The sequence below is a fragment of the Pirellulales bacterium genome, from assembly GCA_035533075.1.
Taxonomy (GTDB): domain Bacteria; phylum Planctomycetota; class Planctomycetia; order Pirellulales; family JAICIG01; genus DASSFG01.
In genome coordinates this window covers 1-23,071 of sequence record DATLUO010000098.1, presented here as the reverse complement: position 1 = coordinate 23,071, position 23,071 = coordinate 1, and the positions used below count along the sequence as shown (strand labels likewise).

At 63.3% G+C, this 23,071-nt stretch carries 22 protein-coding genes; 6 read left to right on the top strand and 16 right to left on the bottom strand.

Annotation, left to right across the window (positions count from 1 at the left end):
* Positions 1-65: 65 nt before the first annotated feature.
* The 3 genes from VNH11_13150 to VNH11_13140 all read right to left on the bottom strand — a co-directional run bounded on the left by VNH11_13150 (position 66) and on the right by VNH11_13140 (position 2,158).
* Positions 66-659, bottom strand: coding sequence for a hypothetical protein (locus VNH11_13150; GenBank protein ID HVA47309.1), 594 nt, complete (start codon positions 657-659; stop codon positions 66-68).
* Positions 660-699: 40 nt separating this feature from the next.
* The gene (locus tag VNH11_13145; GenBank protein HVA47308.1) at positions 700-981 is read right to left on the bottom strand and encodes a hypothetical protein; all 282 of its coding nucleotides are present in this window, start codon (positions 979-981) and stop codon (positions 700-702) included.
* A gap of 148 nt (positions 982-1,129) precedes the next feature.
* On the bottom strand, positions 1,130-2,158 hold the full coding sequence (locus tag VNH11_13140; GenBank protein HVA47307.1) for an NAD(P)-dependent oxidoreductase: 1,029 nt from the start codon (positions 2,156-2,158) through the stop codon (positions 1,130-1,132).
* Between the two features lie 24 nt (positions 2,159-2,182).
* Between VNH11_13140 and VNH11_13135 the strand changes: the two genes are divergently transcribed.
* Positions 2,183-2,389 carry a hypothetical protein gene (locus tag VNH11_13135; GenBank protein HVA47306.1) on the top strand — a complete coding sequence of 69 codons (207 nt, stop codon included), beginning with the start codon at positions 2,183-2,185 and terminating at the stop codon, positions 2,387-2,389.
* 19 nt (positions 2,390-2,408) lie between these two features.
* Here the strand turns inward: VNH11_13135 and VNH11_13130 are convergent, their stop codons facing one another.
* Complete coding sequence (locus VNH11_13130; protein ID HVA47305.1) at positions 2,409-3,821, bottom strand: DUF1501 domain-containing protein; 1,413 nt, start codon at positions 3,819-3,821, stop codon at positions 2,409-2,411.
* Entirely contained in the window at positions 3,811-6,705 is a 2,895-nt protein-coding gene (locus tag VNH11_13125; protein ID HVA47304.1) for a DUF1553 domain-containing protein, read from the bottom strand. Before VNH11_13125 ends, VNH11_13130 begins: the two co-directional genes overlap by 11 nt.
* A 301-nt stretch (positions 6,706-7,006) precedes the next feature.
* Between VNH11_13125 and VNH11_13120 the strand changes: the two genes are divergently transcribed.
* Positions 7,007-8,254, top strand: a complete 1,248-nt coding sequence (locus tag VNH11_13120) for a substrate-binding domain-containing protein (GenBank protein ID HVA47303.1) — start codon at positions 7,007-7,009, stop codon at positions 8,252-8,254.
* Between the two features lie 635 nt (positions 8,255-8,889).
* Here VNH11_13120 and VNH11_13115 read toward each other — a convergent pair.
* Complete coding sequence (locus VNH11_13115) at positions 8,890-9,300, bottom strand: hypothetical protein (protein HVA47302.1); 411 nt, start codon at positions 9,298-9,300, stop codon at positions 8,890-8,892.
* 253 nt (positions 9,301-9,553) lie between these two features.
* On the opposite strand from VNH11_13115, the gene VNH11_13110 reads away from it, so the two are divergent.
* Positions 9,554-9,937, top strand: a complete 384-nt coding sequence (locus VNH11_13110) for a VOC family protein (GenBank protein ID HVA47301.1) — start codon at positions 9,554-9,556, stop codon at positions 9,935-9,937.
* Here the strand turns inward: VNH11_13110 and VNH11_13105 are convergent.
* Together VNH11_13105 and VNH11_13100 are read right to left on the bottom strand one after the other, a co-directional pair.
* The gene (locus VNH11_13105; protein HVA47300.1) at positions 9,934-10,161 is read right to left on the bottom strand and encodes a hypothetical protein; all 228 of its coding nucleotides are present in this window, start codon (positions 10,159-10,161) and stop codon (positions 9,934-9,936) included. The two genes, VNH11_13110 and VNH11_13105, sit on opposite strands and share 4 nt — an antisense overlap.
* A 63-nt stretch (positions 10,162-10,224) precedes the next feature.
* Positions 10,225-10,839: a YfhO family protein gene (locus tag VNH11_13100; GenBank protein HVA47299.1), complete on the bottom strand. Its 615-nt coding sequence runs from the start codon at positions 10,837-10,839 to the stop codon at positions 10,225-10,227.
* A 35-nt stretch (positions 10,840-10,874) separates the two neighbouring features.
* On the opposite strand from VNH11_13100, the gene VNH11_13095 reads away from it, so the two are divergent.
* On the top strand, positions 10,875-11,093 hold the full coding sequence (locus tag VNH11_13095) for a hypothetical protein (GenBank protein HVA47298.1): 219 nt from the start codon (positions 10,875-10,877) through the stop codon (positions 11,091-11,093).
* Between the two features lie 44 nt (positions 11,094-11,137).
* Positions 11,138-11,317 (top strand): hypothetical protein, encoded by a 180-nt coding sequence (locus VNH11_13090; GenBank protein HVA47297.1) that lies wholly within the window; start codon positions 11,138-11,140, stop codon positions 11,315-11,317.
* Here VNH11_13090 and VNH11_13085 read toward each other — a convergent pair.
* The 8 genes from VNH11_13085 to VNH11_13050 form a co-directional block, all read right to left on the bottom strand.
* Positions 11,314-11,976 carry a class I SAM-dependent methyltransferase gene (locus VNH11_13085; GenBank protein HVA47296.1) on the bottom strand — a complete coding sequence of 221 codons (663 nt, stop codon included), beginning with the start codon at positions 11,974-11,976 and terminating at the stop codon, positions 11,314-11,316. The two genes, VNH11_13090 and VNH11_13085, sit on opposite strands and share 4 nt — an antisense overlap.
* Positions 11,973-12,914: a 2OG-Fe(II) oxygenase gene (locus tag VNH11_13080; protein ID HVA47295.1), complete on the bottom strand. Its 942-nt coding sequence runs from the start codon at positions 12,912-12,914 to the stop codon at positions 11,973-11,975. The genes VNH11_13085 and VNH11_13080 overlap by 4 nt, the downstream gene beginning before the upstream one ends.
* Positions 12,915-12,938: 24 nt before the next feature.
* Complete coding sequence (locus VNH11_13075; GenBank protein HVA47294.1) at positions 12,939-15,122, bottom strand: hypothetical protein; 2,184 nt, start codon at positions 15,120-15,122, stop codon at positions 12,939-12,941.
* A gap of 50 nt (positions 15,123-15,172) precedes the next feature.
* The gene (locus tag VNH11_13070) at positions 15,173-16,321 is read right to left on the bottom strand and encodes a glycosyltransferase (GenBank protein HVA47293.1); all 1,149 of its coding nucleotides are present in this window, start codon (positions 16,319-16,321) and stop codon (positions 15,173-15,175) included.
* Positions 16,321-17,316 (bottom strand): DUF1559 domain-containing protein, encoded by a 996-nt coding sequence (locus VNH11_13065; GenBank protein HVA47292.1) that lies wholly within the window; start codon positions 17,314-17,316, stop codon positions 16,321-16,323. The genes VNH11_13070 and VNH11_13065 overlap by 1 nt, the downstream gene beginning before the upstream one ends.
* 200 nt (positions 17,317-17,516) lie before the next feature.
* Positions 17,517-18,737, bottom strand: coding sequence for a hypothetical protein (locus VNH11_13060; protein ID HVA47291.1), 1,221 nt, complete (start codon positions 18,735-18,737; stop codon positions 17,517-17,519).
* Between the two features lie 56 nt (positions 18,738-18,793).
* Complete coding sequence (locus VNH11_13055) at positions 18,794-20,482, bottom strand: hypothetical protein (protein ID HVA47290.1); 1,689 nt, start codon at positions 20,480-20,482, stop codon at positions 18,794-18,796.
* A gap of 309 nt (positions 20,483-20,791) precedes the next feature.
* Complete coding sequence (locus VNH11_13050; protein HVA47289.1) at positions 20,792-22,009, bottom strand: hypothetical protein; 1,218 nt, start codon at positions 22,007-22,009, stop codon at positions 20,792-20,794.
* Positions 22,010-22,560: 551 nt separating this feature from the next.
* Between VNH11_13050 and VNH11_13045 the strand changes: the two genes are divergently transcribed.
* Positions 22,561-23,055, top strand: coding sequence for a hypothetical protein (locus tag VNH11_13045; GenBank protein ID HVA47288.1), 495 nt, complete (start codon positions 22,561-22,563; stop codon positions 23,053-23,055).
* The last annotated feature ends 16 nt before the right edge of the window (positions 23,056-23,071 follow it).

Genomic DNA, 23,071 nt, shown 5'->3' with positions numbered 1-23,071 from the left:
TGAAGTAACTTGCATGTTCGGCCTCCTTGCCGCGGGTTGCCTGGGATGTTTGACGCACCACAGGTTTACCCGTTTTTGGCATGGAGGCCGATTTCAATTTGACCGAAACTGCCTCGCGAAAACCGCGAAACTTGAACTAAGACATCATGCACGACCGTTTCGTTCACCGATCGGTATGCGAAATTCGCTGCGACGGTTCCTTTGACGACGACGACCGCGGTCACGTGGGCGCCGGAATGGAGCTTCCAAGCTGCTGGACCGCTGGCTCCGGTGAATTGGGTCAACGCGCTGTTGGCAAGTCGCAGCGATTGCTGGGCAACGGGCAAATACTGCTTTGTCTTTTCTTGATCAGCCGTCAGCCAGGTGGCGACGACGTAGGCCTCCTGGCTGATCTTGGGCATTGCCTCATCGAGGCCGCTCAAGAAGCGTGCCACCGGGCGGTCCCATTTGTCGGCCTGGATGAAAACGTAAACCGTCGGCTTCTCTTTCCGCTGATCTGCGTAATCGATTTCGTTGCCCGCGTTCGAACCGGTCGCGGCAAGAACAGAGAGACCGGGTACAGGCTGTCCGACGTCCGGACCGGACAACAGGTCTTGCGCGCGGACAAGCGAAGGAACGAGAAACAGCAACGAGCTTAGCAACAGTGTGCGAGGGTGCATGCGATCGATCTTCTGTGGAGGTTTCCGGCTCTTTACGATATTACGGCTGTGCGGGTTCGGCCAGCCGATCGATGAATCGCCGCTCCTGGGCGTCGAGCTGATCGAACAACGATTGTTCGCGCAAGTCGAACGAGCGACGCGGTCGGCCGTCGGGCGAGCCGCGCTGGTCGCCGTTGTGAAAGCACCAGCCCGCCGCGCCACCGGCGCGGGCCTGGGCCAAGTCGGTCAAAAAGTCATCGGCCGACGGCTGCCATCCCGCATCGTAACCGCGGCGAAACGGTTCCTGATAGTGTATCGGCACAAGGCGCCCCAGTTCGCGCATGGCTGTCAGGTATTCGTGGGTCTTGCTCTCGGTCTGTCAACTGCGAAATGACAATTCGCGTAAATCTTTTGTCGATCTGCGACACAGTGCCCGCGCGGCGAACGATTGCCGAAAGGCCGAACGACGGACGGCTGGGATTGTGAGCGCTTCAAGACCGGTTGCGGTTGAGTTTCTCTTTGAGTGCCGGATGTTCGCGCACCTGGCGGTTGACAATGTGGGCGGGGATGCGGCCTTGGGCGACGTCGAGAATGCTCTGGCACGCCGCCCGCCCGTTGCCCAGAAACAATTCGTCCGTCCACGCGATCGCATGCGGAGCCACGATGACGTTGTCGAGCTTGAGGAGCGGATCGTCGTCCGACACCGGTTCCGTTTCGAACACGTCGAGCGCCGCTCCGGCAATGCGGCGTTCGACGAGCGCCTCGCTCAGCGCGGCTTGATCGACAATTGGTCCACGGGCAATGTTGATGAGATAAGACGTCGGCTTCATCAATTTCAACCGACGGCGGTCGATCAGATGGCGGGTATTGCCCGTCAGCGCGCAGCAGACGACGACGAAATCGGCTTCCATGAGGAGGGTATCGAGAGCCAGTAACTCGACACCGGCGGCCGCCGCGCTTTCACCCGTAATATAAGGATCGAAGGCGACATGCCTCATTTCCAAGGGAGCAGTGAGCCGCAACAACTCGCGACCGATGTTGCCCAGCCCGATCATGCCCAAGGTCCGACCGGTCAGACCCATTCCCATATAGTCAAGTTTCTCCTGCCATCGTCCGCTGCGCGTCAGGCGGTCTTTGATCAGGAGCTTGTGGGACAGGGCCAACAGAAAGGCCAACGCCGAGGTGGCCACCGGCCGGCGGACGCTTTGGGGCGTGATGCTGAGCATCACGCCGTTGCGCGTGCAGGCGTCGACATCGACGTTGTCGTAGCCGACGCCGAAGCGAGCGATCAGGCTCAATCGCCGGCAGGCATCGACCGTGCGTGCCGTCACGCGAGGTGCCAGCACCAGCAGGGCATCGTATTCATCGGCGACTTCGGGCGCGATTTCGTCGCAAGCTTCAGGCAAGAATTCCCAACGGGGGTCCGGATTCTGGTCCAACAACCCGAGGCCGATGTCGCCGAACCCGAGCGAACCGTCGGGCTTGAGAAAATCACGCGTGATGCCGACGCGAAATTCCATGGTCAGATCCTGTTTTCAAGCGTGATGAGTTGTGCAGCGGTGCCTTTCGAGCGCGGCGATGCCCTCTCGCAGGGCCGCCTGATAAATCCACAAGTCACCGCCGTAAGCGATCATTCGGAACCCCTGTTCGAGGAGCGACCTGCCCGCCGCGACATCGCCTGCCATGAAGCCGGGCACTTTGTTATGACGGCGGCAAGCGTCGAGTATCCGGACCAGGGCGCTTTGACGTGATTGGTTCTCATTGGTGATGTTAGCTGACGATCTGTTCGACGACGCGGCCTTGCACGTCGGTCAGGCGATAGTCGCGGCCGGCGTGGCGATACGTCAGACGCGTGTGGTCGAAGCCCAAGAGGTGCAAAAGCGTGGCATGGAAGTCGTGAAAGTGAACGCGGTCTTTGACGACCGTCGCGCCGAGCTCGTCCGTCTCACCATGTACCATCCCGCCCTTGACGCCGCCTCCTGCCAGCCACGAGGAAAAGCACGCGCTGTGATGGCCCCGGCCCTGGTCGCCGTCGATCCCAGGCGTGCGGCCGAACTCAGTGGTCCACACGACGAGCGTCTCATCGAGCATTCCTTCACGCTTGAGATCCTTGAGCAGCGCCGCGATCGGCTGGTCGATCTTCTTGGCCAAAGGACCGTGATCGGCCATATTGCCGTGCGAGTCCCAGTTGCCCGATGAACCGCTGTCGATCAATTCAATGAAGCGCACGCCGCGCTGGGCGAGCCGCCGGGCAATGAGACATTGCCAGCCGAAGCTATCGGTCTGGCCGCGCGCCAGTCCGTACATTTGCAGCGTGCTGTCAGGCTCTTTCGACAAGTCGAACGCCTCGGGCGCTTCGGCTTGCATGCGAAAAGCGGTTTCGAACGATTGCATGCGGGCGGCCAGGTCGGAGGCGGTCGCGCGGTCGGCAAGGTGCTTGCGGTTCAGTTCGGCGGCGAGGCCCAGCTCCAGCTCTTGCAGAACCGCGGGCGCGGTGCGCGGGCGCAGGTTCGCAATCGGCTCGCCGCCGGGCACCACGCGCGTTCCCTGGTAATAGGCCGGCAGAAAGTCGTTGGCGTAGACCTGCGTGCCGGCGTAAGGCAGGTGCGGAGCGAGAACGATAAACGAAGGCAGGTTCTGGTTTTCCGTGCCCAAGCCGTAACTCACCCAAGCGCCCAGGCTCGGCCGCGAGAAGAACAGTGAGCCGGTGTGCATGGCCAGCGTCGCCTGATAGTGTTCGTTGTCGTCCGACTTCATCGAGCGGATCAGGCAGATGTCGTCCATGCACTCGCGGATGTGCGGAAAGAGATCGCTCACCAGCGTGCCGCACTTTCCGCCCGGCTTGAATTCCCAGCGAGGCTTGAGCAACACGCGTTGTTGGTTCGACAGCCCGCCGCCGATACCGGTCTTCTTGCCGTCGGCCTTGAACAGCTCCGGCTTGAAATCGAAGGTGTCCATGTGCGACACGCCGCCGGTCGAGAAGAGGAAAATCACGCGCTTCGCTTTGCCCGGAAAGTGCGGCGGCTTGGGCGCGAGCGGCCCGGCGGGTGCGGCGGCGGGTTGCGAATCGCCGGCGAGCAGCTCCGACAATATACCGGGAAAGACGAGCGACGCGCCCAGCAGCGAGCGGAGGCAGTCACGTCGCGTGGGATGGTGACGGAACGCGGACAGGCTAGTCGACATAGACAAACTCGTTCAAAAGAAACAGTGACCGCACGTAACTTTGCCAGGCGAGCGCCGCGACCCGATCGGCTGGCGTCGCAGCTTGTTCGAGTGCCGACCGCGCCCGCCGAAGAAAACTCGTCGCCTGCGTCGCTTCGTCTTCCCCAGGAGGACGCGAGAACAACAATTGATAGGCCCACTCAACACGAGCGGCGTCATCGGGCCGTTCTTCAAGCAATCGCCGGGCGACGCGCTCGGCTTGCTGGTGAACCAACTCGTTGTTCAAAAGATAGAGCGATTGCAGCGGCGTGGCCGTCGTCATCCGCCGAGGCGTGCTGAAGCTCGGGTCGGCGCCGTCGAAAATGGCCAGGTAGGGATGCCGTTGGATACGCTGCGTCATCAAATACACGCTGCGGTGGTTCGTTTCATACACGGCTTTGAATGGATTGTGCTGCGTAAAGTTCCACTCGGTGCTCGGCGGGAAGGGGTGCGGTCCGGCGGGCGACAGATCGAGACTGCCTCCCACGAAGAGCAGTGTATCACGGATCGACTCCGCATCGAGCCGGCGGCGCCGGAAGCCCGACAACAGGTCGTTGGCCGGATCGGCGGCAATCGACGCCGGATCGTGAATGGCCGCCAGCCGATAGATATGCGAGAGCATCACCAGGCGGTGCATGGCCTTGATCGACCAACCCGAGTCGATGAAGCGGCTGGCCAACCAGTCGAGCAGATCGGGATGCGTGGGCGGTTGGCCTTGCTTGCCGAAATCGTTTGCGGTGGGCACGATTCCCTGGCCGAAGTGATACTGCCAGATTCGGTTGACCATCACCCGCGCGGCGAGCGGGTTTTTGGCGTCGGCGATCCAGTGGGCCAGGCTCAGCCGGCCGCTCGTCGGGTCATCGGCCGCCAGCATATTGCCGCCCAGCAACAGCGGGAACCGGCGCGGGACTTCCGGCCCCGTCTTGTTCGGATCGCCTTTGTACTGTACGCGCACGTTTTCGATCGTGCCTGCCTCGGCCATGGCGTAGGCCCAGGGCACGTCGGGCAACGTCTTGGCGTGCTTCACCGCCGCGTCGCGGGCCTTTTCCACTTCCTTGTTGAGCTTGTCTTTCGCTTCCTTGTTTGCCGCCTGGTCGCGAAGCTTTTCCAGCCGCCGCACCTCGGCGTCGAGCTGCTCTTGCCTGGCCTTGTGGGCCGCCGTCGCTCGTTTCGCCTCTTCCGCCGAGACAAGAGACACGAGATCGCGTTGCTTCTGCTCCAGCTCGATGCCGGGCCAGGGATAGCGCGAACTGTGGAAAATGCCGTACAGGCCGTAGTAGTCTTCGGTGGTGATGGGGTCGAACTTGTGGTCGTGACAGCGGGCACAATTGAGCGTCAGGCCGAGAAATGCCCGGCCCAGATTGTCGATGGTGTCTTCGATCGTCAGGTGCCGCGGGTAATCGTCAACGCGCGAGCCGAACCGCCGGGCATTGGCGATATAACCGGTGGCGACCGTCCGCTGCCACCGCTCGTCGTCAGTCGCGCTCGGCATCAGATCGCCGGCAAGCTGCTGGGAGATGAACTGGTCGTAGGGCAAGTCGCGTTTGAAGGCGTCGATGACCCAATTGCGATAAAGATAGATCTGAGGAATGGGAAAGTCGGAATTGTCGCCAGCGGTGTCGGCGTAACGGACCACGTCGAGCCAATGGCGGCCCCAACGCTCGCCGTAGCGCGGCGAGTCGAGCAGCCGATCGACGACCTGCCGAAAGGCATCGGGCGAACCGTCGGCCAAAAAGGCGTCTACTTCCTCGGGCGTTGGAGGCAGGCCGGTCAGGTCGTAAGTGGCGCGGCGAACGAGCGTGCGCTTGTCGGCGTCGCCGATCGGCCGCAGGTGGCTCGCGGCCAGCTTCGCCAGTATGAAGCGGTCAACGTCGTTCGCCGGCCAATCGCCATCGCTCACTACCGGCACGGAAGGATTGGTGATCGGTCGCAGCGACCAGAACCGCTGGCCCTGCTCGACGTCGACCGTCTTCTGCTTCGCTCGCACGGGCGACTGCCGACGCGGATCCGGCGCCCCTTGTTTGACCCATACCTCCAGATCGGCAATGGTGTCGTCGGGGAGCCGGGCGTCGGGGGGCATCTGCAAATCGGGGTTCTTGTAACGCACCGCCTCGATCAACAGGCTGTGGTCGGGGTCGCCCGGCATTACCGCCGGACCACTGTATCCGCCCCGTCGTAATCCCCTCCGTGAGTCGACCAATAGTTCGCCTTGCAGTTCGTCCGCCTCAGCGCTGTGGCACTGGTAGCAATGCTCGACGAGCACCGGCCGGACCCGCTTTTCGAAGAAGGCGATCGCGTCGGGGTTGGCTTCGGCCGGCTCAGGCCCGTCGTATTCTCCTCGCCAAATCTCGATGCCCGAAAAGTTGGCGGCCCCGCCTTGGCTGGCCAAGGTCAACGTGCCGTCGGCGCACTGAACAACCCACGGACCGAGCTTGTCCCAGTGGCCCATGCTGCCGCTGTTGTAATTGGCCGCGACGGTGCGTCCGTTGAGAGCGATCGTAAACGTTTCCGGGTTGTTGTCTTCCCAGACGTACAAGAACACCGAATACGTTCCGGGCGGCAGATCGACCAGCGTTACCCGATTGTTGCCTCCTCCCCAACGGCTGGAGCGGAGCATCTTGGCCCTCGCCTTGTCCGTGGCGGGCACCAACGCGACTTGTGGGTTTTCAAACGCCATGTCATCGCACTTGTAGTGCGGCGAGTCCTTTCCTTCCCAGGTATGGCCGTCGATGGTCACTGCCGGACCGTTTAGATTCAGGCCGCGAAAGAAGCCGGCAGTCTCCTCGTCGGCCCTGGCCGCATGAGCGAGTCCGACCGACAACAATAGAGCGATGGTAAAACCGTGGGGCGGTCGCATATCAGGCATTCAGTTGACAATCCTACTCGCTGCCAAATCCACCTTCCATTCTGTACCATGGTCTAAAATCGGCCATGTCACATCGCGTAAATCTTTTGTCAATTGACGACAAGCGGGGCTTACGGCGGAACGCTTGCATGCTAAGCTGAAGCGATGGTGGATCCAACCTGAGAGGAGCCCCTTGCTGCTGATGGCAAGCAAGTATTGTTCGCTGCCGATGAAACCCAGCCGCAGAAGTTGCCGTCGATGAAGACGCACGTGAGCACATGGACGATCACCAAGGTCGCTCCGTAATTGACGATCGAACGACATGAAAAATCCGGTCGACGGTCATCGCCGCAAGCGGCGTCTAAGCACGGCTGTCGATCGGGCGGCCAAGAAACCGCCTCACGACGGCGATGCCAACCGCCTGTTCCGCATCGGCCTGGTGTTTGGCTACGGCCTCGGTTTCTATCGTGATATTCTGCACGGGATCAAAGCGTTTGCCGCCGATCGACCACAATGGATCTTTACGCCGATCGCCCCCGACCGTCGGGCGCTCGAGTCGCCTCCGGTCAAAGAACAAGACGGCTTCATCGCGCACATCTTCACGGAGCCGCTGGCCAAAGCACTGCAACGTCTTCGCCGACCGGTGGTAAACGTGTCGGGCGTGCTGCCCGAACTTCCTTTTCCACGAGTCATCGTCGACCATGAAGCGGTCGGCCGAATGGCCGCACAGCACCTGCTCCAGCGCGGCGTGCGGCGGTTTGCCTTTGTCGGATTCCCATACCACGCCTTCTCGCTGGGGCGCGAAGCCGGCTTTGTTGGCGAGATCGAACGGGCCGGTTACCAAGCCGCGGCATTTCACGACCGCATGCAGAAGCTGGGCGATCCCACGGGCCAGTGGCCTTGGAACGAATCGCTTTTGATCTGGTTGAAATCGCTGGAAAAACCTTTGGGGCTGTTCGCCAGCAACGACAGCCAGGGGGTGCAGTTGTCGGAATACTGCCGGCACTTGGGACTCAAAGTGCCTGACGAGGTAGCGATCGTCGGTGTGGATGACGACGACCTTTTGTGTGACCTGGCGCGGCCCTCGCTTTCCAGCGTGGCGCTGCCCGGCGAGCGGATCGGACACGAGGCGGCGAGGATGTTGGAGCAAATCCTCGCCGACGAACGGTTGTCCGAGCCGCGCTTGGTGCTTCCCCCGGTGCGCGTGGTGGTTCGAGCGTCATCAGATATTCAGGCGCTGCCCGACGCGGACGTGGCCGCCGCGGTCCGTTACATCCGCGATCATGCCGACGAACCGATCGACGTGCGCGATTTGTTGGCGGCGGTTCCGGTCTCGCGCCGGTCGTTGGAGCGGCGGTTTCGCCGCCACCTGCAGCGCGGCATCTGGGAAGAGATCCGGCGGGCGCATCTGGAACGGGCCAAAATGCTGCTGGCCGACACCGACCTGCCAATGTCGGTCGTCGCGCAGCGATCGGGCTTCACCGATTCTCGTCAGCTTTCGATCGCGTTCCGTCAGGCGACGGGCGGCACGCCCACGGAGTTTCGCCAGCAGCACCGTAGCCGAGGCTAAAACGAAGTGAGCCAGCGTTGCCGTAGTCGCGCAGGTCGTCTTTCTCGAGTGTGCTGGCCGGTCTTCGTTCGATGTGAAAACGGTCGTACAAGTTGAAACTCCACCCCTTCTTTCCCCCCGCGCTCGCGTCCCAACAGTTCAGCTCGCCGTCGCAACTCAGAGTGTAAAGGCATCTTGTCTCGGCGTCGTACTCGGGGGTGGACGTCGGTCCCGCATAAGCGCTCTCGTCACCAACGGCGTGCCGACCATATCGTGGGGACTCATAGGAAACGCTCCAGATCGGCTTGCCCGTTTTGGCGTCCAGACAGCGGACGTGGTCGCTGCCACCTTCCCAGCCCATCACATAGAGTCGGCCACCGACGATCAGCGGCGAGGTGCTTCCCTCGCCAGCGTTCGTCTCCCAAATTGGCGATTTATCCACCCAATGCCCGTCGTGCCAACCGGAGTTATCGGCGATGACGTCGTTGCGCCGCGGGCCGCGCCAGTGCGGCCAGTCCTCGGCAGGGGCCGACGAAGCCAGCGCGGTCAACAGCAGACCGACGGCCCATTGTTTGTACGGCCACGCGACCATCGTCAGAAGACTGTGGCCAGCCAGTCTTGGATAACTGCCCGCCGGCATTACTTTGGACCCTTCATCAAGTTCTCCATGAAATCGACGTGCATCCGGCCTTCAGAAACCGACAAGGTGGCCCGCCGCACGGAAAAGCAATCTTCGCCGGAAAGGACCGGGTGAAAAAGGTGAGGCCGTCGGCGCTCATCCATTTGGTCGGTATGCCGGCCGTTTCGCCGGGTGCCACGTCCCATTTTTCGGCGAAATAGGCCGTGGTCAACAAGCCGCTGGCCTTTTTGCCCTCGACGCCGTCGCCGCGTTGCTCGCAGGTGGATGACCGCCGGTTGACGGCCGTGAAGCCGTCCGGCCCGCCGTTGATCTTCGCCAGGCCGAGGCTGAGCTTCACATCGACAAACGGCTCAAATCCGCGGCCGTCGCCGTAGGCCGTATAAAGTGCGTCGTCGTCGCCCCAGGTAATCAGCCAATGGTCGCCCACCGCTACGAATGTCGTGTTACAATGGTCTTGCTCGAATGTTCAGACGAATTAGGCTGCCGTCTTGCGGCCTGCAGATGGTAGACGGACCAGGTTAAAGACAAGTTAGGCACCAAAGCAACTCCCCAGCACAACGTCCGAATCCGCGACCGGGCGGCTGGGAGATACACTTGCCGAGAACGAAGTCGTGATCGTGTATGCCGCGTGATACAATGCCGAACAAATCGTTGATGAGCATCGAACGGAGGCGGCTTCCATGACCATCGCCCATATCACCTTGGCCACGCGCAATGTGGCGCGGTCGCGAGATTTTTTCGCGGCCACGCTGGGCTGGCGGCCGATCGAGCGGCCGGGCAACATCGGGCAGCCGGCGGCCTGGCTCGAAATCGCTCCGGGCCAGGAGCTGCACCTGATCGAGGTGCCCGACTTTCAGCCCTCGCCCTTCGAGAAGGAGTACGGCCGACATGTGGCCATCGAGTGCGATGTGCGTGAGTTCGACTCGCTGAAGTCGCGATTGACGGGGCACGGTGCGGAGATGATCGCGCCGGTGCGACCCACGCCGTTCGAGCGGTTCTTCTTTCGCGATCCGAACGGTTACCTCTTCGAAGTCGTGGCCGCACAGCGCGAGGGCGAAACTTAGTCGCCGATGGTGGGCCGGTGCCGGCGCTCGATGATGCGGCCGTCGGAAAGCGTGAGCACCTGGTCGGCGTGGCGGATGGTGCTGAGACGGTGGGCCACCACGAAGCTCGTGCGGCCCTTCAACAAGGTCGACAGCGCCTGCTGCACGCGGGCCTCGGTGATCGTGTCGACGCTGCTGGTCGCAAGCCAACCAGACCCGACAATACAAGCGCGGCGAAACTGCAACAAGCCCGATCAAGACGCGCTCGCCGACCGCGATGATGACCATCGACTTGAACCCCATTCGCGTCAAGACCGCCGATACCGGCCTGCGCGGACATTCCGCCGAATGCCGAATACCAGCAGTCCCAGCCAAATCACGATACCCGCCAGCGTGCCGCCCAGTCCGAGGCGGAACGACAACGGACCGAAGACGAAGACGATGCGGTGTGTTCCCGCCGCCAGACGGATGCTGCGAAAGACGCCGTGCGCCCGATCGATCGCGGCCGGACGGCCATCGACAGTGGCTCTCCAGCCGGGATACCACGTGTCGGCCAGCAGCAACCGGCCGGCCGCCGGCGCATCGCAGTCGATGGTCAGCCGCTGGGGCTCTTCAGCGACCACGCTCGCCGTCCCCAGCATCCGCCGGCGCATTCGCCGCACGTCGCCCGCAGCGATGCGGTCGAGCGGCATGTCCACCAGGGCCGAGTCCGTCTCGGAGAAGAATCGCAGCCGCGGCAACGGTTCTTCCAGCGGCTCGCCGCGCGCACCGTCGCCCGAAACCGCATAATCGCAAGCGGCCACCCTTAAGACAACGCGCGGCTTTGATTCAATCGCGCGAAACAGTCGCTCGGTGGCCGCCGGCAAGACACCGCCTTCCTTCGTGCCCAGCAACTGCCGGCGCGCCTCGAGGGCCGCTGGCACAAGCGTGCTGTATCGCAATTGATCGCTGAAAACCCATGAGGCCATCAAGCCCGCGCGCCGCCAACAGCGCCACGAAAAGCGACGCCACGCCGAACACGCGGCCTGGGCAGCGAAAAAGTCCCAAGCCGGGCACGGTCCTCGACAGCACACCGAAGGCGGGAGTGCTATCGCCCAACGCGATCGCCAGCGACAACGTCACCAGCGCGGCCGCGCCCCACTCCCACCGCGACGCTTGCGCGCGCGACAAACCGTAGAGGGCCAGCAGAAGGCTGGCGAGCCCGAGGTAGACGACGCGCTCGTGAAAATTCTCGCCGACGCCAAATCCGCATGGTCGCGCGAAGGGATTTCCCGCCACGTTGGGCGCGAGAAGGCGGAAGAAGAGCCGGGGGCCGCAGACGGTTCCATTGAAGTCGATACGACGCCCACGTTGCGGCTGCAAGACGCGGAGGTCATCGAGGGCCTTAGGCGTCGCCTTTAGCGTATCGAGCGTACTTCAGCTTCATCGCGGTCGTGGACGAATCGAGCCCAGATGGCAATGTTGTTCCGCCAGGGGCGTACGGGCGTGTCATGGTCGACGCTGAGGGAGGGAACGCCGTTGAGCAGTTCTCGAAGTTCCACACCGTCGGCATAGCGCACGCGATCACCTGTCAGGTAGCGATCGCCGAGATAGCAGAGAAGATGTACGAGGCTCGCTCGCGGCTGCCATTCTTTGACCACCAGCCAACCGCGCGGCCGCATGCATGATGCGACGTTTTGCAAAAAGCCAGCGCGCTGGTCGACGGGGAGATGGTGAAGCACATCACATAGCACGGCGAGATCAAACGTACCCTTGTTTTGGTCAGCGAAAGCGCCAATGTCTTCTCGGATGAAGCGCACCCGCTGATTGTCTCCCCTAAACAGCCGGCCGACGCGAGGCGTGATATCCACGCCTACGATCGAAGCCTTGGAGAAGACCTCGGCCAGCGCCTCGGTCGACTGGCCTTCTCCGCATCCAACGTCGAGGATGGACGCGGGGCTAAGATCCGAGGCTAAATCGGCCGCGAATTGGCGCACGTCGACGAAGCAGCGGCGATAAAGGCCCGTTACCCAATGTTCGGCAGGGCCAAGCGCGCGACGGATGAGCGGTCCAGGCATCATCGACCCGGCTCCGGGTCATTGGGCGCGCTCGTGTCGTCAGGCAATGAGCGATCGCAGCCGTATCGGCGTGCTTCACTGTTCGGATGCGCAGCGTCCGTGGAACGGCGATGTTTGTTACGGCGTACAAGGGCGGGAAACATCTTGCCGACCACGTTCACAGCCAATCCGTCAAGAGCCAGCAATAACCGTTTGCCTTTCTCTTCAGGCCGGCCGGCGAACGTCGTGACGTGGCGATAAGGGGTGTCCGCCGGTGGCCGAGACGAAAAATAATAGTTCGACGCGCACCAGCGCGGCTGCCGGCTGGCGACCCGCGTGACCGAGTGCCAGGCACAACGATCGGTTTTCATCAGCACGAGCCGGTTGAAGGCGCTCAGAACCGCCGTCGGATGCCGCACGGATTTGTCCCAAAGTTCCAGGTTCCCTCCGTGATCCGGCAACCAACCGGGCGACAAATAGTAGAGCAGATTGAGCGCGCGGTATTTGCTCTGCTCTCCGTCGTGCGAGTTGTCGAGGTGCGGGTTCAAAAAACCGCCCTCGGCGATCACCGACAGGCCCGATGCGTAGAGCGATGCATCGGGTGCGAGTTCCACCAGTCCGGTAATCTGCTCGATCCATTGCACAACCTCATGGTGCTGAAAGGCGAACAGGAGCTCGCTCACGGCCGGGTCGTACCGCTCCAGTTCCACACCGACCCGCTTGCGCTGCCTCAGGGACGAGCGCGTGAGCAGCTGCTCCGGCGGGGGCAGCCTCGCGTGAAACTCGCGCGCGACCTCGGCGGGCAAGAGGTCGTCAATCACGATATGCGCAAAGGGACTTGCGCTCTTCCAGGCTGACCGCAGCCGATCTTGCTCGGCGCACAGCCGCCGGACAATCACGGCGGCCACTGCTTCGCGGCGCAGGGAGCTTGGCAACAGCGTTTCGTTCGAATTTGGCTTCATAGGAACATCTTCTGGATGTGGTTCTCAAGGCGTCGCATTGACCATTTGGCGAATGGTCCTGTCAACACCCCGCCGCCGCGTACCCCAACGCCCCAGCAGCATCGCCGCTACGATGAGCACGCCGGTCATCGTGGCAATCAGGCCAACGAAAAACGAAAGGGGCTCGTACCTCATGACGACCGTGTGCCGGCCGGCTTCGAGCCGCACTCGGCGAAAAACTCCATGCGCGGCGTCGATCGGTTGACTCACGCCGTCGACTTCGCAGATCCAGCCCGGATAATATGTATCCGCGACAACGAGCCAGCCGTCGACAGGCGCGCTGACGTCCATCCGCAACTCCCGTGGCGTTTCCCGGTCCAGCACAGCCGCGCCCGACTGGGAGCTCAAGTCGCGGGTGTCGCCGTCGGTCATTTCCTCGATTGGCAGTTCGGCCGCGGCGCATGCGCCGCACACGAAACGAATCCTGGGCAACACGCCGCCTGGATTCTGCGCCATGTGCCCGCTGGCTGACCACGCCAAGGCGCACGTGGCAAGCGTAAGCGGCGGCCCCGACCGCGTCTCGATGGACTTGAACAGTCGCGCAGTGGCGGCAGGCAAAACTCCGCCGTCGTAGGTGCCAACCGCCCGCCGATGTTCGGAAATCGCGGCACGCGTCAATCCGCTGTACCGCAGCGCATCGTAGTCGATATGACCAAAGGCCGATGCCTCAACGAATCGCGTCATCGAATCGGTCGGCGGGAGTTCCGACGCACTGCGCGGTTCACGGTCTTCCATGCGGAAGTTTCGGAGGTTGAAGTATCCTAGATCGGACGCCGCAATCGCAATGAGCGGCAGCGAGACGGCCAGTCCGCCGAGCCGTCTTGTCGCGCCCAAACCGATTATTGCCGTTGCGTTTAAGGCCAGCACCGTCCAAAGTGACAGGTCTTCCAATAAGTTCTCGCGCGCGTATTGAGCGTACCGTTGCCAGTCAAACGACGGCGCAAGCGCAAGCGCCGCGTACACCGGGATGCTCGCGGACGCGAGCGTCACCGCCGCGAGGTGTAGCAGGCCCATCCGGCCCGCACGTGGCTCGCCGCGTGCCAGGCCGTCAAGCCCTCGCGCCGCCAGTAGGGCGGCCGGCAAAGAGGCGACAAGAAACACGCGGCCCGGACAACGAAACAAGAACAGACCGGGCAGCGCGCGCCCGAGCAGACCGAGGGCCGGCGTGCTGTCGCCGAAGGCGAGCCCGAGTGCCGCCACCAGGCTCCACGCCGCCCCCCACTGCCATCCGGGCCTGCGGGCGCGCGACAAACCCACGATCGCCAGTAGCGGCACAGCGAAGCCGAGGTAAACAACGCGCTCGTGATACATGTCGGCGCCGTCGAACTGCGCCACGTGCGCGAACGGCGTTCCGTTGACGAACGGCACCAGCAACCGCGCCGAGTCGATCCCGTCAAGCGCGAACTTTGCCGCGAAGGGCGCCGTGCCGCGCGGAGAGTCGCTGAGGCCGTCGCGCATCAACTCCGCCAGCGGTACGAGTTGCACCCCGGCGATGAGCGCGGCGACCACCGCGGCAACAATACCCCAGCGGACAGCAGGGGCTCGGTGGCGTGCCGCGTCGCCGCAGCAAAGTGAACCCGCCGCCCAAAACGCGCCCGCGACAACAGCGTAATAGAGCACCTGGGGCTGCGCGGCGAGCACCCCGAGCGCCGCGACCGTCGCGAAACGCGCGGATCGAATAACGTCGGGCGAGCGCAGCAGGTCAACCAGTGTCAGATAGAACCACGGGACGAGCGCGGTCTCCAGGACCGCCCCGAAATGGCCCTCGACGAGGTGGCCCGTCAAGGCGCCGCCCCACGTCGCGACAAGCCCCGCGTATGCGGCCGCGCAACGCGACAGGTCCGCGCGACGCGCCACGAGATACGTGCCCGCGTAGCAGAGCGCTAAATGCGCAAAGAGCGAGATCAGGAGCCCGCGGTCGGCGCCGAATACCATCACTAGCGGCGTCGACAGCGGATAGAAGAGCAGCGCTTGCTGCGCGGCCTGCAATGGCTGGCCGCAGGCCAAGTACGGGTTCCAAAGCGGACAGCGACCAGCAAGCAATTCTTCCCGCGCGAACCGCGCCAACGGCAAGTGCATGACGTTGTAGTCGCGCTTCGGGTCGGAAAGAATCGCATCGCCACGCGTCAAAAGCGAGGTGAACGGGGCAAGACAAACGGCCAGGGCCACCGCCGGCAGCAGGCGTGCGAACTGGCCGTTTCCCTCGGCGCTGTGCTCGGTCATGTCCGCTGCATCTCCGCCGCGACTCGAGTGGGAGCGCGGGCCGTTGGAGCGACGTGGATTGCAATTGAGTCGCGCGGGACCGTGCCGAGCCGCCCGTGCTCGGCGGAATCGGCGTGGACCGGATGCGCGAGATTGGCGGCGTTCCGCTGCGGTCGGCGGCGGCGCGTCCCGTCCGCCAGGCGGGCGAGCAACAGGGGCCGGAGACCGCTGCTTGCCTGAAGCCGGCTGAGGCAACGCTCGACAAGTCGAGAGTCGCGCAGCCGTCTGGTCCAGCCTGTCGGGCCGAGCGCCGCCGCGCGCCACAGCGGCCCCAGAATATCGACTGCCTGCCCCGCCACAAGTGAATTAAGGGCGTGGTTCACCTCTGCCGAAACGGCCGCCACTTCTTCGAGGCGCGCCACGTCTTGACCGCGTGCGGCGAGATGCGGCAAGTGCCGCCGCAAGATTGCGCGCGCCTCCGCCAAGCGACGGTCCGACTCACCAGCGCGGGAAATCGTTTGCGAAGCTGCATGGATCCGGAACGAAGCGCGGGGCGTGTGGTGATAAAGTGTGCGGCCGAGTCGCGCCAAGCGCAGCCAGTAATCCCAGTCGGCATGGTAGGGAAGGGCTGGGTCTGGCGACCCGATGCTCCGCGCCGCTTCGCAACTGAATATCGCGCCGCACGTCGCGATCGAGCACTGCACCAAAAGCGGCGACGCCACCTCGTCGAAGCGCAGCAGACGGTCCGTGCGGGGCAGCGGGCACCGCCAGTAGCCGATGCGTTCCCCGCGTGAGTTGCTGTACCAGCAGGGGTGAACGATGAACGCGGCGTGCGGCTCCGCGCTCAACTGTCGGCGAAGCGCCGCGAGCCGGCCCTTGCACCACGTATCGTCCTGGTGAAGCCAGCACAGATATTCCCCCTCTGCCACTGCCATGCCCATCGCCGTCGACGACACCCAGTCTCCCGAGTGCGGCCGCTCGATCATTACTAGGCGGAGGTGGCGTGACCAGCGACGCAAAATGTCGCGGGTCCCGTCTGCCGAGCCGCCGTCGATCGCGACGACCTCGACGTCGGCGTCGTGCTGCGCGGCGACATTTGTGAGTGCCTCATGCAAAAAGCGTTCGCCGTTGTACGTCGGTATGATGACCGAGAGCCAGGGACGCATTATTGGTCCTCCCTTGGCGGCTGGGCGAGGGGCCCACGGATGGTGCTCCCTTGCGGCGTGACCAGCCACGCGTACGCTGCCCCGTCAATGTTCTCGTTCAGGAATCGCAGGTGACCGTCGCAGAACACGACGTTGACACCGCCCGGATGCCGCGACGACGGCCAGGGACTCGCCCCTTCGACGGCCGAGAGAGCGCCGTTGATGGCCTCGGCCGCGCTCGGACCCACGCGGCTGTTGGCGCGCGCCCAGTCGACGTTGCCCCCCGAGCAGTCGTTGTTGTCGCATACATAGGCGCTTACGAAAAAGCACGCTCGCCACGGAACGGGGTTCGCCCAGCCGCTTCCAGCCGGGTCGTAGCCTGCCCAAAGGTTTTCAGTGAGCATGATCGTTTGCGAAAGCCCGTCGAGAATCGAGTCGGGCGTGTGGTGCCGCACGGTACCCGAGCCATAGGGCCAATTCTCGCCGAAGAACAACCCCGTCTTGAAGAAGAGGTCCTTATCAGTCCCAATGGGGCTGGTGTCCTGAGCCGGGTTCGCCGGGCAAGTTACGCCGTTGCCGTTGAAATCGAGCTTGGCGAATTGCGGGACGCCTCCCGCGGAATGCACGATCGAAGGGCAGTCGACAGGCAGCGTACAGCCGAACCCTCCGTTGGCCACGTAGCTCAGATTTCCCCGCTCGTGTGTGGTTGTGTCGTCGTCCGGGCAGACGAGCACGCGGATGTGCGTCGCCCCGAGTGCCGAATTGGGCTGCTGGTTCCACGCTTCGTCGAACCGCCATTGCTTCACGATATCCGACCGCTCGAGGTACGGCAGCACGTTGACGACCCAATCATGGAAAGGGGTGCCCGTGGTGCCGAAGTTTCCCGAAGCGGGTAAGCGCCGCTTGGCCATTATCTCACCCTGCACGGCCAGGCCGACGTTGCGGAGATTGTTGGCGCATTGCGATCGCCGCGCCGCTTCGCGCGCCAGTTGCACCGCCGGCAGCAATAGAGACATGAGCATGCCGATGATTGAGATGACTACCAGCACTTCCATAAGCGTGATCGCACACCGCGCCGTGCGGCGGGGGCCTTCGCGAGCCTGTCCCTCGACACCGACCGCTCGTGAGCCGCAGGGGTGGCGGCGGGGCTCGCCTGCCTGTGCCCTTTCGAAGTTCCGGTTGGCCAATAGCATCGTTCCGCTCCGCGCGCCTAGTCCTAGTGAGCCGTTAATTGCAAGGTCGCCGATCGCCTGTTCTCGTACTCCTTCACAACATACTCGCCTTCGAAGCTCCATATTCCTCGGAATCTCCGTTCTGATTTGAGCCGCCAGCCCGCGCCGCGTGGCACGTTCAAGGGCCCAAAACCGCCGTCTAGCTCGACGAGCCACACACGCGGGCTGCGCAACTCATTTAGGGCGCCCGCGGAAAGTAATTCCGAAGGCTGGATGATCGCGCTGCCCCAGCTATGGCGGCGAACGTTGTGCTCGTCATCGAACAGCCAGAGGTCGCTCGTGTTGGAGGAGTGGTAGAGGATCGGGTAGTAGCAAACCTGCGAGCACACTACGACCGGCTCGCCGGCGTCCCGCGTGCGATCGAGAAACTCGGCGACGCCCTTCGCGCCGGGCCGCTGGCCGAATTCCGCTTCACGCCAGAAGCGAATGTGCGCGAAAAGCAACGAGCCAATCAGCATCGCTGCAAGCGTTGTCCGCAAAGCTCGCCTCGGTACACGGCAAACCGCGATCGCCGCGGCGATCAGCCAGAACGGCTGCGCGAAGGCGAGATATCGGACCTCAAATATGCTCGTATCCAGCAGCGATACGGCGACTCCCAGCGCCAAAGGAGCGGTCGCGCCGAGCAGCGTGCAGCAGGCGCCCATCGTCGGCCGCACAAGCATCGTCAACAGGACGCCCTCCGACAGCAAGAACACGACTGACGCGGTCTGATCGCTCGTATTGGCATCCCCTGGCACGGCGGAGAGTGACCACGGAACGCCGAACGACGTCGGCGATGGCCAATCGGGGTATGGCCACCACGAGAGCACGTTGAAAAGAAGCTCCGTCTGCACGTCGCGCCGGGCCAAGTCGTAGTCGTAGGTGACGCGGTTCAGGTTCTCGAAGATGATTGACTGCCCCGGCTGGATCGTAATGCTTTTCCTCAAGGGATCCTGACGCCAATCCAGCGCGGCGTGCCCGTGCGCGTTATCGCGAAAGAACCAATTTGGCGCGCGCGCAGCCACGAAACGCCGATGGTACCCATCAGCGACCGCGTCGTGATCCGGTCCGTCGACTTCGCGGTAGACGGCGGCGACGGCACGCAGCCTGCTGTCGCGCCTGAACAGCAGATCGGCGACCTCCGCCGTCGAAGGCAACGTTTCGCCGCCGCAGACGGTCGCCGCGCCGCACAACAAAGCCGCAATGACCGAGAATAGCGTTTCCATTGATCGACCGCCTTCAACCCCAACTTTGTCGTTCGGCCGGACAGGCCGCACCTGATTTATGACCCGCCGGCCCGCCGGCGCGTATAGCGCCACGCCAACAGCGCCGCGAGCACAACGAAGATTGCGACATTAGCTCCTATCAAAATGGTATGTTTCCGAAACTGCGCGACCTGACGGATATCGCCTGGCACGCGGTAGGCGAACGGGGCGCCGCCACGCGCGTTCGCGTGAGTGTAATCAGAGACCGCCAGCCCCGGGAGGTCAAACCAGACACGGAAGTCCTCAGGCGCGAAATCACGCCGTTTGATCTCGTCAATTTTCACCGTCGTCGTGTAAGCGGGGGCGTTCGTCGAGAACCGCGGCCGCGTTGGGTAGGCGTACGAGGTCACCTCGCAAGTCTCGGGCAAGCGAAGTCCGCTCCCTGCGTCCACGAAATCCATGTTGCGCGTCACAAACATCAACCCACCGCCTTCCGCCCGGGCTTCCTCGATACGCACAATCGCAAAGTCCATCGCTGGGTCGAGCGTGAACGTCGCGATCCTGCTGGCCCCAACCATTTGCCTGGCTTCCTTTTCCACGCGTTGCTGGAGCTCCGTCGATTCCTTTGTCTTGAACTCCAGGTTGGGGTCTTTCTCCACCTCCGACCGGCGGGTACTTATCCAAGGGTCCGGGTAGCGAACTTTCACCTCGAGCATTTGGCGGCCGTCGTGGTTAACGGGGCCCGCGGCGAGCAGATGACCGTGCGCGATCTTGTCGAGAATCAGGGAATGGACGGGCTCGCCTAGCTCCGAGGAGCTCTGCGGACCCTCGTAGCCAGCGGCATGGAGATACTCGAGGTCGAAGATGGCGCCGTAGCTTCGTCCTTGCCGCTCCTCTGCGGTGAGCGTGTCGGGCGTGTGAATCATGAGAACACCGCGCGAGAGTTCACCGGTGGGGTGGGCCGAGCCCACATAGAGCTTTTGCGAGTCGAACGATCTTTCGTGCGTAGTGTCCGGTGGGTTAAATTTGCTCGGCGGGTACTTTGTCTCCAGATGCACTCGGTTGCCCGCGAGCCTCAGTCGGAATGAAACCCGCTGGCAGAACTCGGCCTCTGGCTCGAGCGTCCCGAGTTCTTTGAGCGTTTCGTTCGCGCTTCCCAGCAGCTTTCGCTGGTAATAGCCGCGTATTTCCAGGCCGGCAAGCCGTTCCGCGTTCGCACGCAGCGCGGCCTCGACGTCAGGCGGCAAATTGGCCGTGTTTCGCGCGTCTGCAAATGCAGCGGCGGAGAGTACAATCAAATAAAGCAGTGTCGATGGCATGGGCGCGATGTCCAGCCCGCGCCAGGAGGGTGAGAACGCTGGGGCGCCGACCGCTACGCGGCTGATGACCCCGCGCTGGTCGCGGTCAAGCCAACTTGGCAAAGATGGCACAGACGGCCATAGTCGGCTGACGTGAATAAGCCGCGACCGCGCTAATGGCTCATCTTCCCGCGGTGCGGGCTTTGCAACCAGCGCAACGTATTCCGCCAATTTCGCGCTGCTGACCGGCAGCTCGCTGCGCATCGGAGTCGCGCGTATTTTTATCGGCTTGTCCCCCAGCAGGTCCGCACAGGAGATGGCTGAAATCTCCGCCTGCGGCTCGCGCAACGAGGCTGCGTCTTTCAGGGAAACCACTACGCCTAACGAGACCATGCCGAACATTGCCAATACGACCAGCAACTGCGTGAATGGCTGGATCCAAGTGACACGGAAGCACTTGTCGCGCAAAACGCCTCTGGAGCGCCCGTAAATCGTACGCCGAACCACGCCATATTGCAGGTCTCCCGCGAGCGGCCGTCTGGCGGCTTTTTCGGCAACATGTGCCGATGTCGTCGGCGGTCAATATTTTGGCCCGGCCGCCAAGAAACGCCGAACGCGAGCGGGCCAAGATCCAAGATGCAGGATAGGATACCCGCGAAGCTTGAGCCGCACAAGCCCCCCCTCCAAAAAAAACAACCACCCGCCTGAGTGACAGGAGTCATGTGGGACAGCCGCCTTCGGCTGTCGTCCGGTCGCGCGACAGCCGAAGGCGGCTGTCTAGAAGATGAAGTAGCCGGCCCCGTAAAGGGCGGCATACGTGGCGAGGAAGAACGCGGAGATGGCGAGCAACGCCGCGCCCAGCGACGCCGGTAGCCGCGCGAGTGCCTGCCCTAGAACGACATGGGCCGGGAAGACAGCGGCCACAAAGCGGCCCATCGAGCCCATCCCCATCTCGTAGGCGCGCGTGGTGTAGGGAATCAGCAGCATCAGCGCTGCCAGCGAGGCTTCTTCGAACGAAAGCCACCGCCGCCACGCGCCGGTTGCCACGAGCGCGACGCCAGCAAGGAAAAACAACGGGTTCGCGAACTGAAGGCTAAACCAAGGAATGCTCTGCGAATCCTGCGATGCCCAGAACGCCGGCGACGGATTCTCGTAAACCGAGGCGATCGGTTCCAGCGTGAGCAGCGCCAGCGCCTTCTCCTGCCATGAAATCACCGGGAGGATGCGCCAATTTCCGTGGGCCTTGAATACTGCGAACGGATCGCCGAAGGCATAAGACTGGCAAGCCGAGAAGGCGAGCAATCCCCAACAGGCAAGCGGCAGGTAGACGAGGGACGGCGCGACGCGGTCACGGAGAAACCGGGCGATGGATCGATGGGCTGCGGGCGAGCCGCCGTGCCGCGCCGCACTCGCCCTGCGAAAAATGTGGATGGCGAAGGGTGGGAGCAGCGCGACGCCGACGGCACGCGCGCCCGTCGTCAGGCCGACGAGCAAGGCGATCGACCAGAGCGGCCAGCGACGGAGCATGGCGTACATTGCAACCAGGAGCAGCAATAGGAAGGTCGATTCGCTGTACGCGAGGCGAAAGAAGCAACCCGTCGGAAAAAGGGCCGCGGCCAGCACGACGCACGCGGCGAGATCACCGGGCGCGTCGGGGTAGCGAGCGCGCGTGTAAAGCCCCAGCATCGCGAGCGCGGCGAGCAGCGAAAGGTTTGAGACAGCTAGCAGGGCCGCCTCCGGCGGCAATCCGGTAACCTCCATTACGGCGCGCCCCAGGAGCGGAAAAACGGGGAAGAAGGCGACGTTCGACCGGGTGTTTGGGTCGTAACGATAACCCTCTGTGGCGATCTGCTTATACCACTCGCCGTCCTGCGAGGTGAAGGCATCGAGAAACTCGCGGTCCTGATTCGCCACGCCGCCGGCCGGCTTGACGAGGTAGAAGCCAAACGAAAACCCGAGCGCCGCCAGCAGGCCGGTCAAATACCAGCAGGTCATGGCGCTCAGCCAGACGTCGAGAGCCGTCGGCGAGGCAGGCCGTGGTGGCTCGGTATCATCGGGTGCTGCAGGCGATTTGCACATGCGGTTGAATATCCGGCCGAGATTCTGACAACATCACACTACCGCGGCGACGCGGCACCGTCGAGGGCCGGCGGCCGGCGGGCGGGCCGAGTTGGCGGACCCGAATCTTTCGGCGGGGCGGGATTTTGACAGCCGTGAAAACGTATTGCTGTTGGCGGGCAAAGAGAGCGGTTGGGGCGCCGGGATTTCGGATTGGGAAACGGGGGAACTTTTTGGCGGGCCGAGCGTCTAAAGGGTAGAGGCAGGCGGATTGGCCTCATGGCAGGCTGCCGCGGCCGTCGCCGTGGGCAGGCGGCACGCACGGTTTGGCACGCATGCAACCCGACGGGGTGGTTTTGCACGCGAACCTCCCGAGCCAGTCGCGCGGTAGAACGAAAAAGTGCGGGCAGGTGTCGGGACTCAGTAGCCTGACGCAAGGATCTTTGGAAATCTGGTCTGTTGTGTCCGTGGTCCGTTGTCAGTTGCCAATGGGCCCCGGCGACCTGCGCATCTTCGGGCGCGAGTTGCGCATCTTCGAAGAAACGCGGCGTTTTCGCCGATGGCAGTTGCGCGTCTTCGCTGGCAGACGGGCTTTTGGCACTGGGGCCACCCGGCATTACGTTAACCGAGCGGCGCTTTCCGCCGACCGGAAAAACCTGTTTTCGGGCCGCGCGGCCAACTGGCAACCGTTGCCAGTTCTCAGAAGGGGGGTAAGCGAGCGGTGCTCTGCTTCTCCGCGCTTTGAGTTGCGCGTCTTCGGGCGCGAGTTGCGCATCTTCGCAAAAACGCGACGTTTTTGGGGGTTGCCAGTTGCGCGTCTTCGTTGCCGCACGGCGTTTTTTGCCTTCCGCGGCGGCGGTGGCTCGGTCGCGGAAGCGGCCACCGCCTCTCTGTCGAGTTGCGCGTCTTCGGGCGCGAGTCGCGCACCTTCGCAAAAACGCGGCGTTTTTGCCCAGCGGCCTGGAGAAGCGTATTACGGGTAGGCACGAAGAAACGAAA

Excerpts from the sequence above, each read along its gene's own strand:
- VNH11_13125 (HVA47304.1), bottom strand. The coding sequence starts at position 6,705 with ATGCCTGATATGCGACCGCCCCACGGTTTTACCATCGCTCTATTGTTG.
- VNH11_13045 (HVA47288.1), top strand. The coding sequence starts at position 22,561 with ATGGGCCCCGGCGACCTGCGCATCTTCGGGCGCGAGTTGCGCATCTTC.
- VNH11_13130 (HVA47305.1), bottom strand. The coding sequence starts at position 3,821 with ATGTCGACTAGCCTGTCCGCGTTCCGTCACCATCCCACGCGACGTGAC.
- VNH11_13145 (HVA47308.1), bottom strand. The coding sequence starts at position 981 with ATGCGCGAACTGGGGCGCCTTGTGCCGATACACTATCAGGAACCGTTT.
- VNH11_13050 (HVA47289.1), bottom strand. The coding sequence starts at position 22,009 with ATGACCTGCTGGTATTTGACCGGCCTGCTGGCGGCGCTCGGGTTTTCG.
- VNH11_13070 (HVA47293.1), bottom strand. The coding sequence starts at position 16,321 with ATGCGTCCCTGGCTCTCGGTCATCATACCGACGTACAACGGCGAACGC.
- VNH11_13065 (HVA47292.1), bottom strand. The coding sequence starts at position 17,316 with ATGTCTCTATTGCTGCCGGCGGTGCAACTGGCGCGCGAAGCGGCGCGG.
- VNH11_13080 (HVA47295.1), bottom strand. The coding sequence starts at position 12,914 with ATGAAGCCAAATTCGAACGAAACGCTGTTGCCAAGCTCCCTGCGCCGC.
- VNH11_13135 (HVA47306.1), top strand. The coding sequence starts at position 2,183 with ATGAGTTGTGCAGCGGTGCCTTTCGAGCGCGGCGATGCCCTCTCGCAG.
- VNH11_13140 (HVA47307.1), bottom strand. The coding sequence starts at position 2,158 with ATGGAATTTCGCGTCGGCATCACGCGTGATTTTCTCAAGCCCGACGGT.
- VNH11_13095 (HVA47298.1), top strand. The coding sequence starts at position 10,875 with ATGAGGCCATCAAGCCCGCGCGCCGCCAACAGCGCCACGAAAAGCGAC.
- VNH11_13150 (HVA47309.1), bottom strand. The coding sequence starts at position 659 with ATGCACCCTCGCACACTGTTGCTAAGCTCGTTGCTGTTTCTCGTTCCT.
- VNH11_13085 (HVA47296.1), bottom strand. The coding sequence starts at position 11,976 with ATGATGCCTGGACCGCTCATCCGTCGCGCGCTTGGCCCTGCCGAACAT.
- VNH11_13060 (HVA47291.1), bottom strand. The coding sequence starts at position 18,737 with ATGGAAACGCTATTCTCGGTCATTGCGGCTTTGTTGTGCGGCGCGGCG.
- VNH11_13110 (HVA47301.1), top strand. The coding sequence starts at position 9,554 with ATGACCATCGCCCATATCACCTTGGCCACGCGCAATGTGGCGCGGTCG.
- VNH11_13120 (HVA47303.1), top strand. The coding sequence starts at position 7,007 with ATGAAAAATCCGGTCGACGGTCATCGCCGCAAGCGGCGTCTAAGCACG.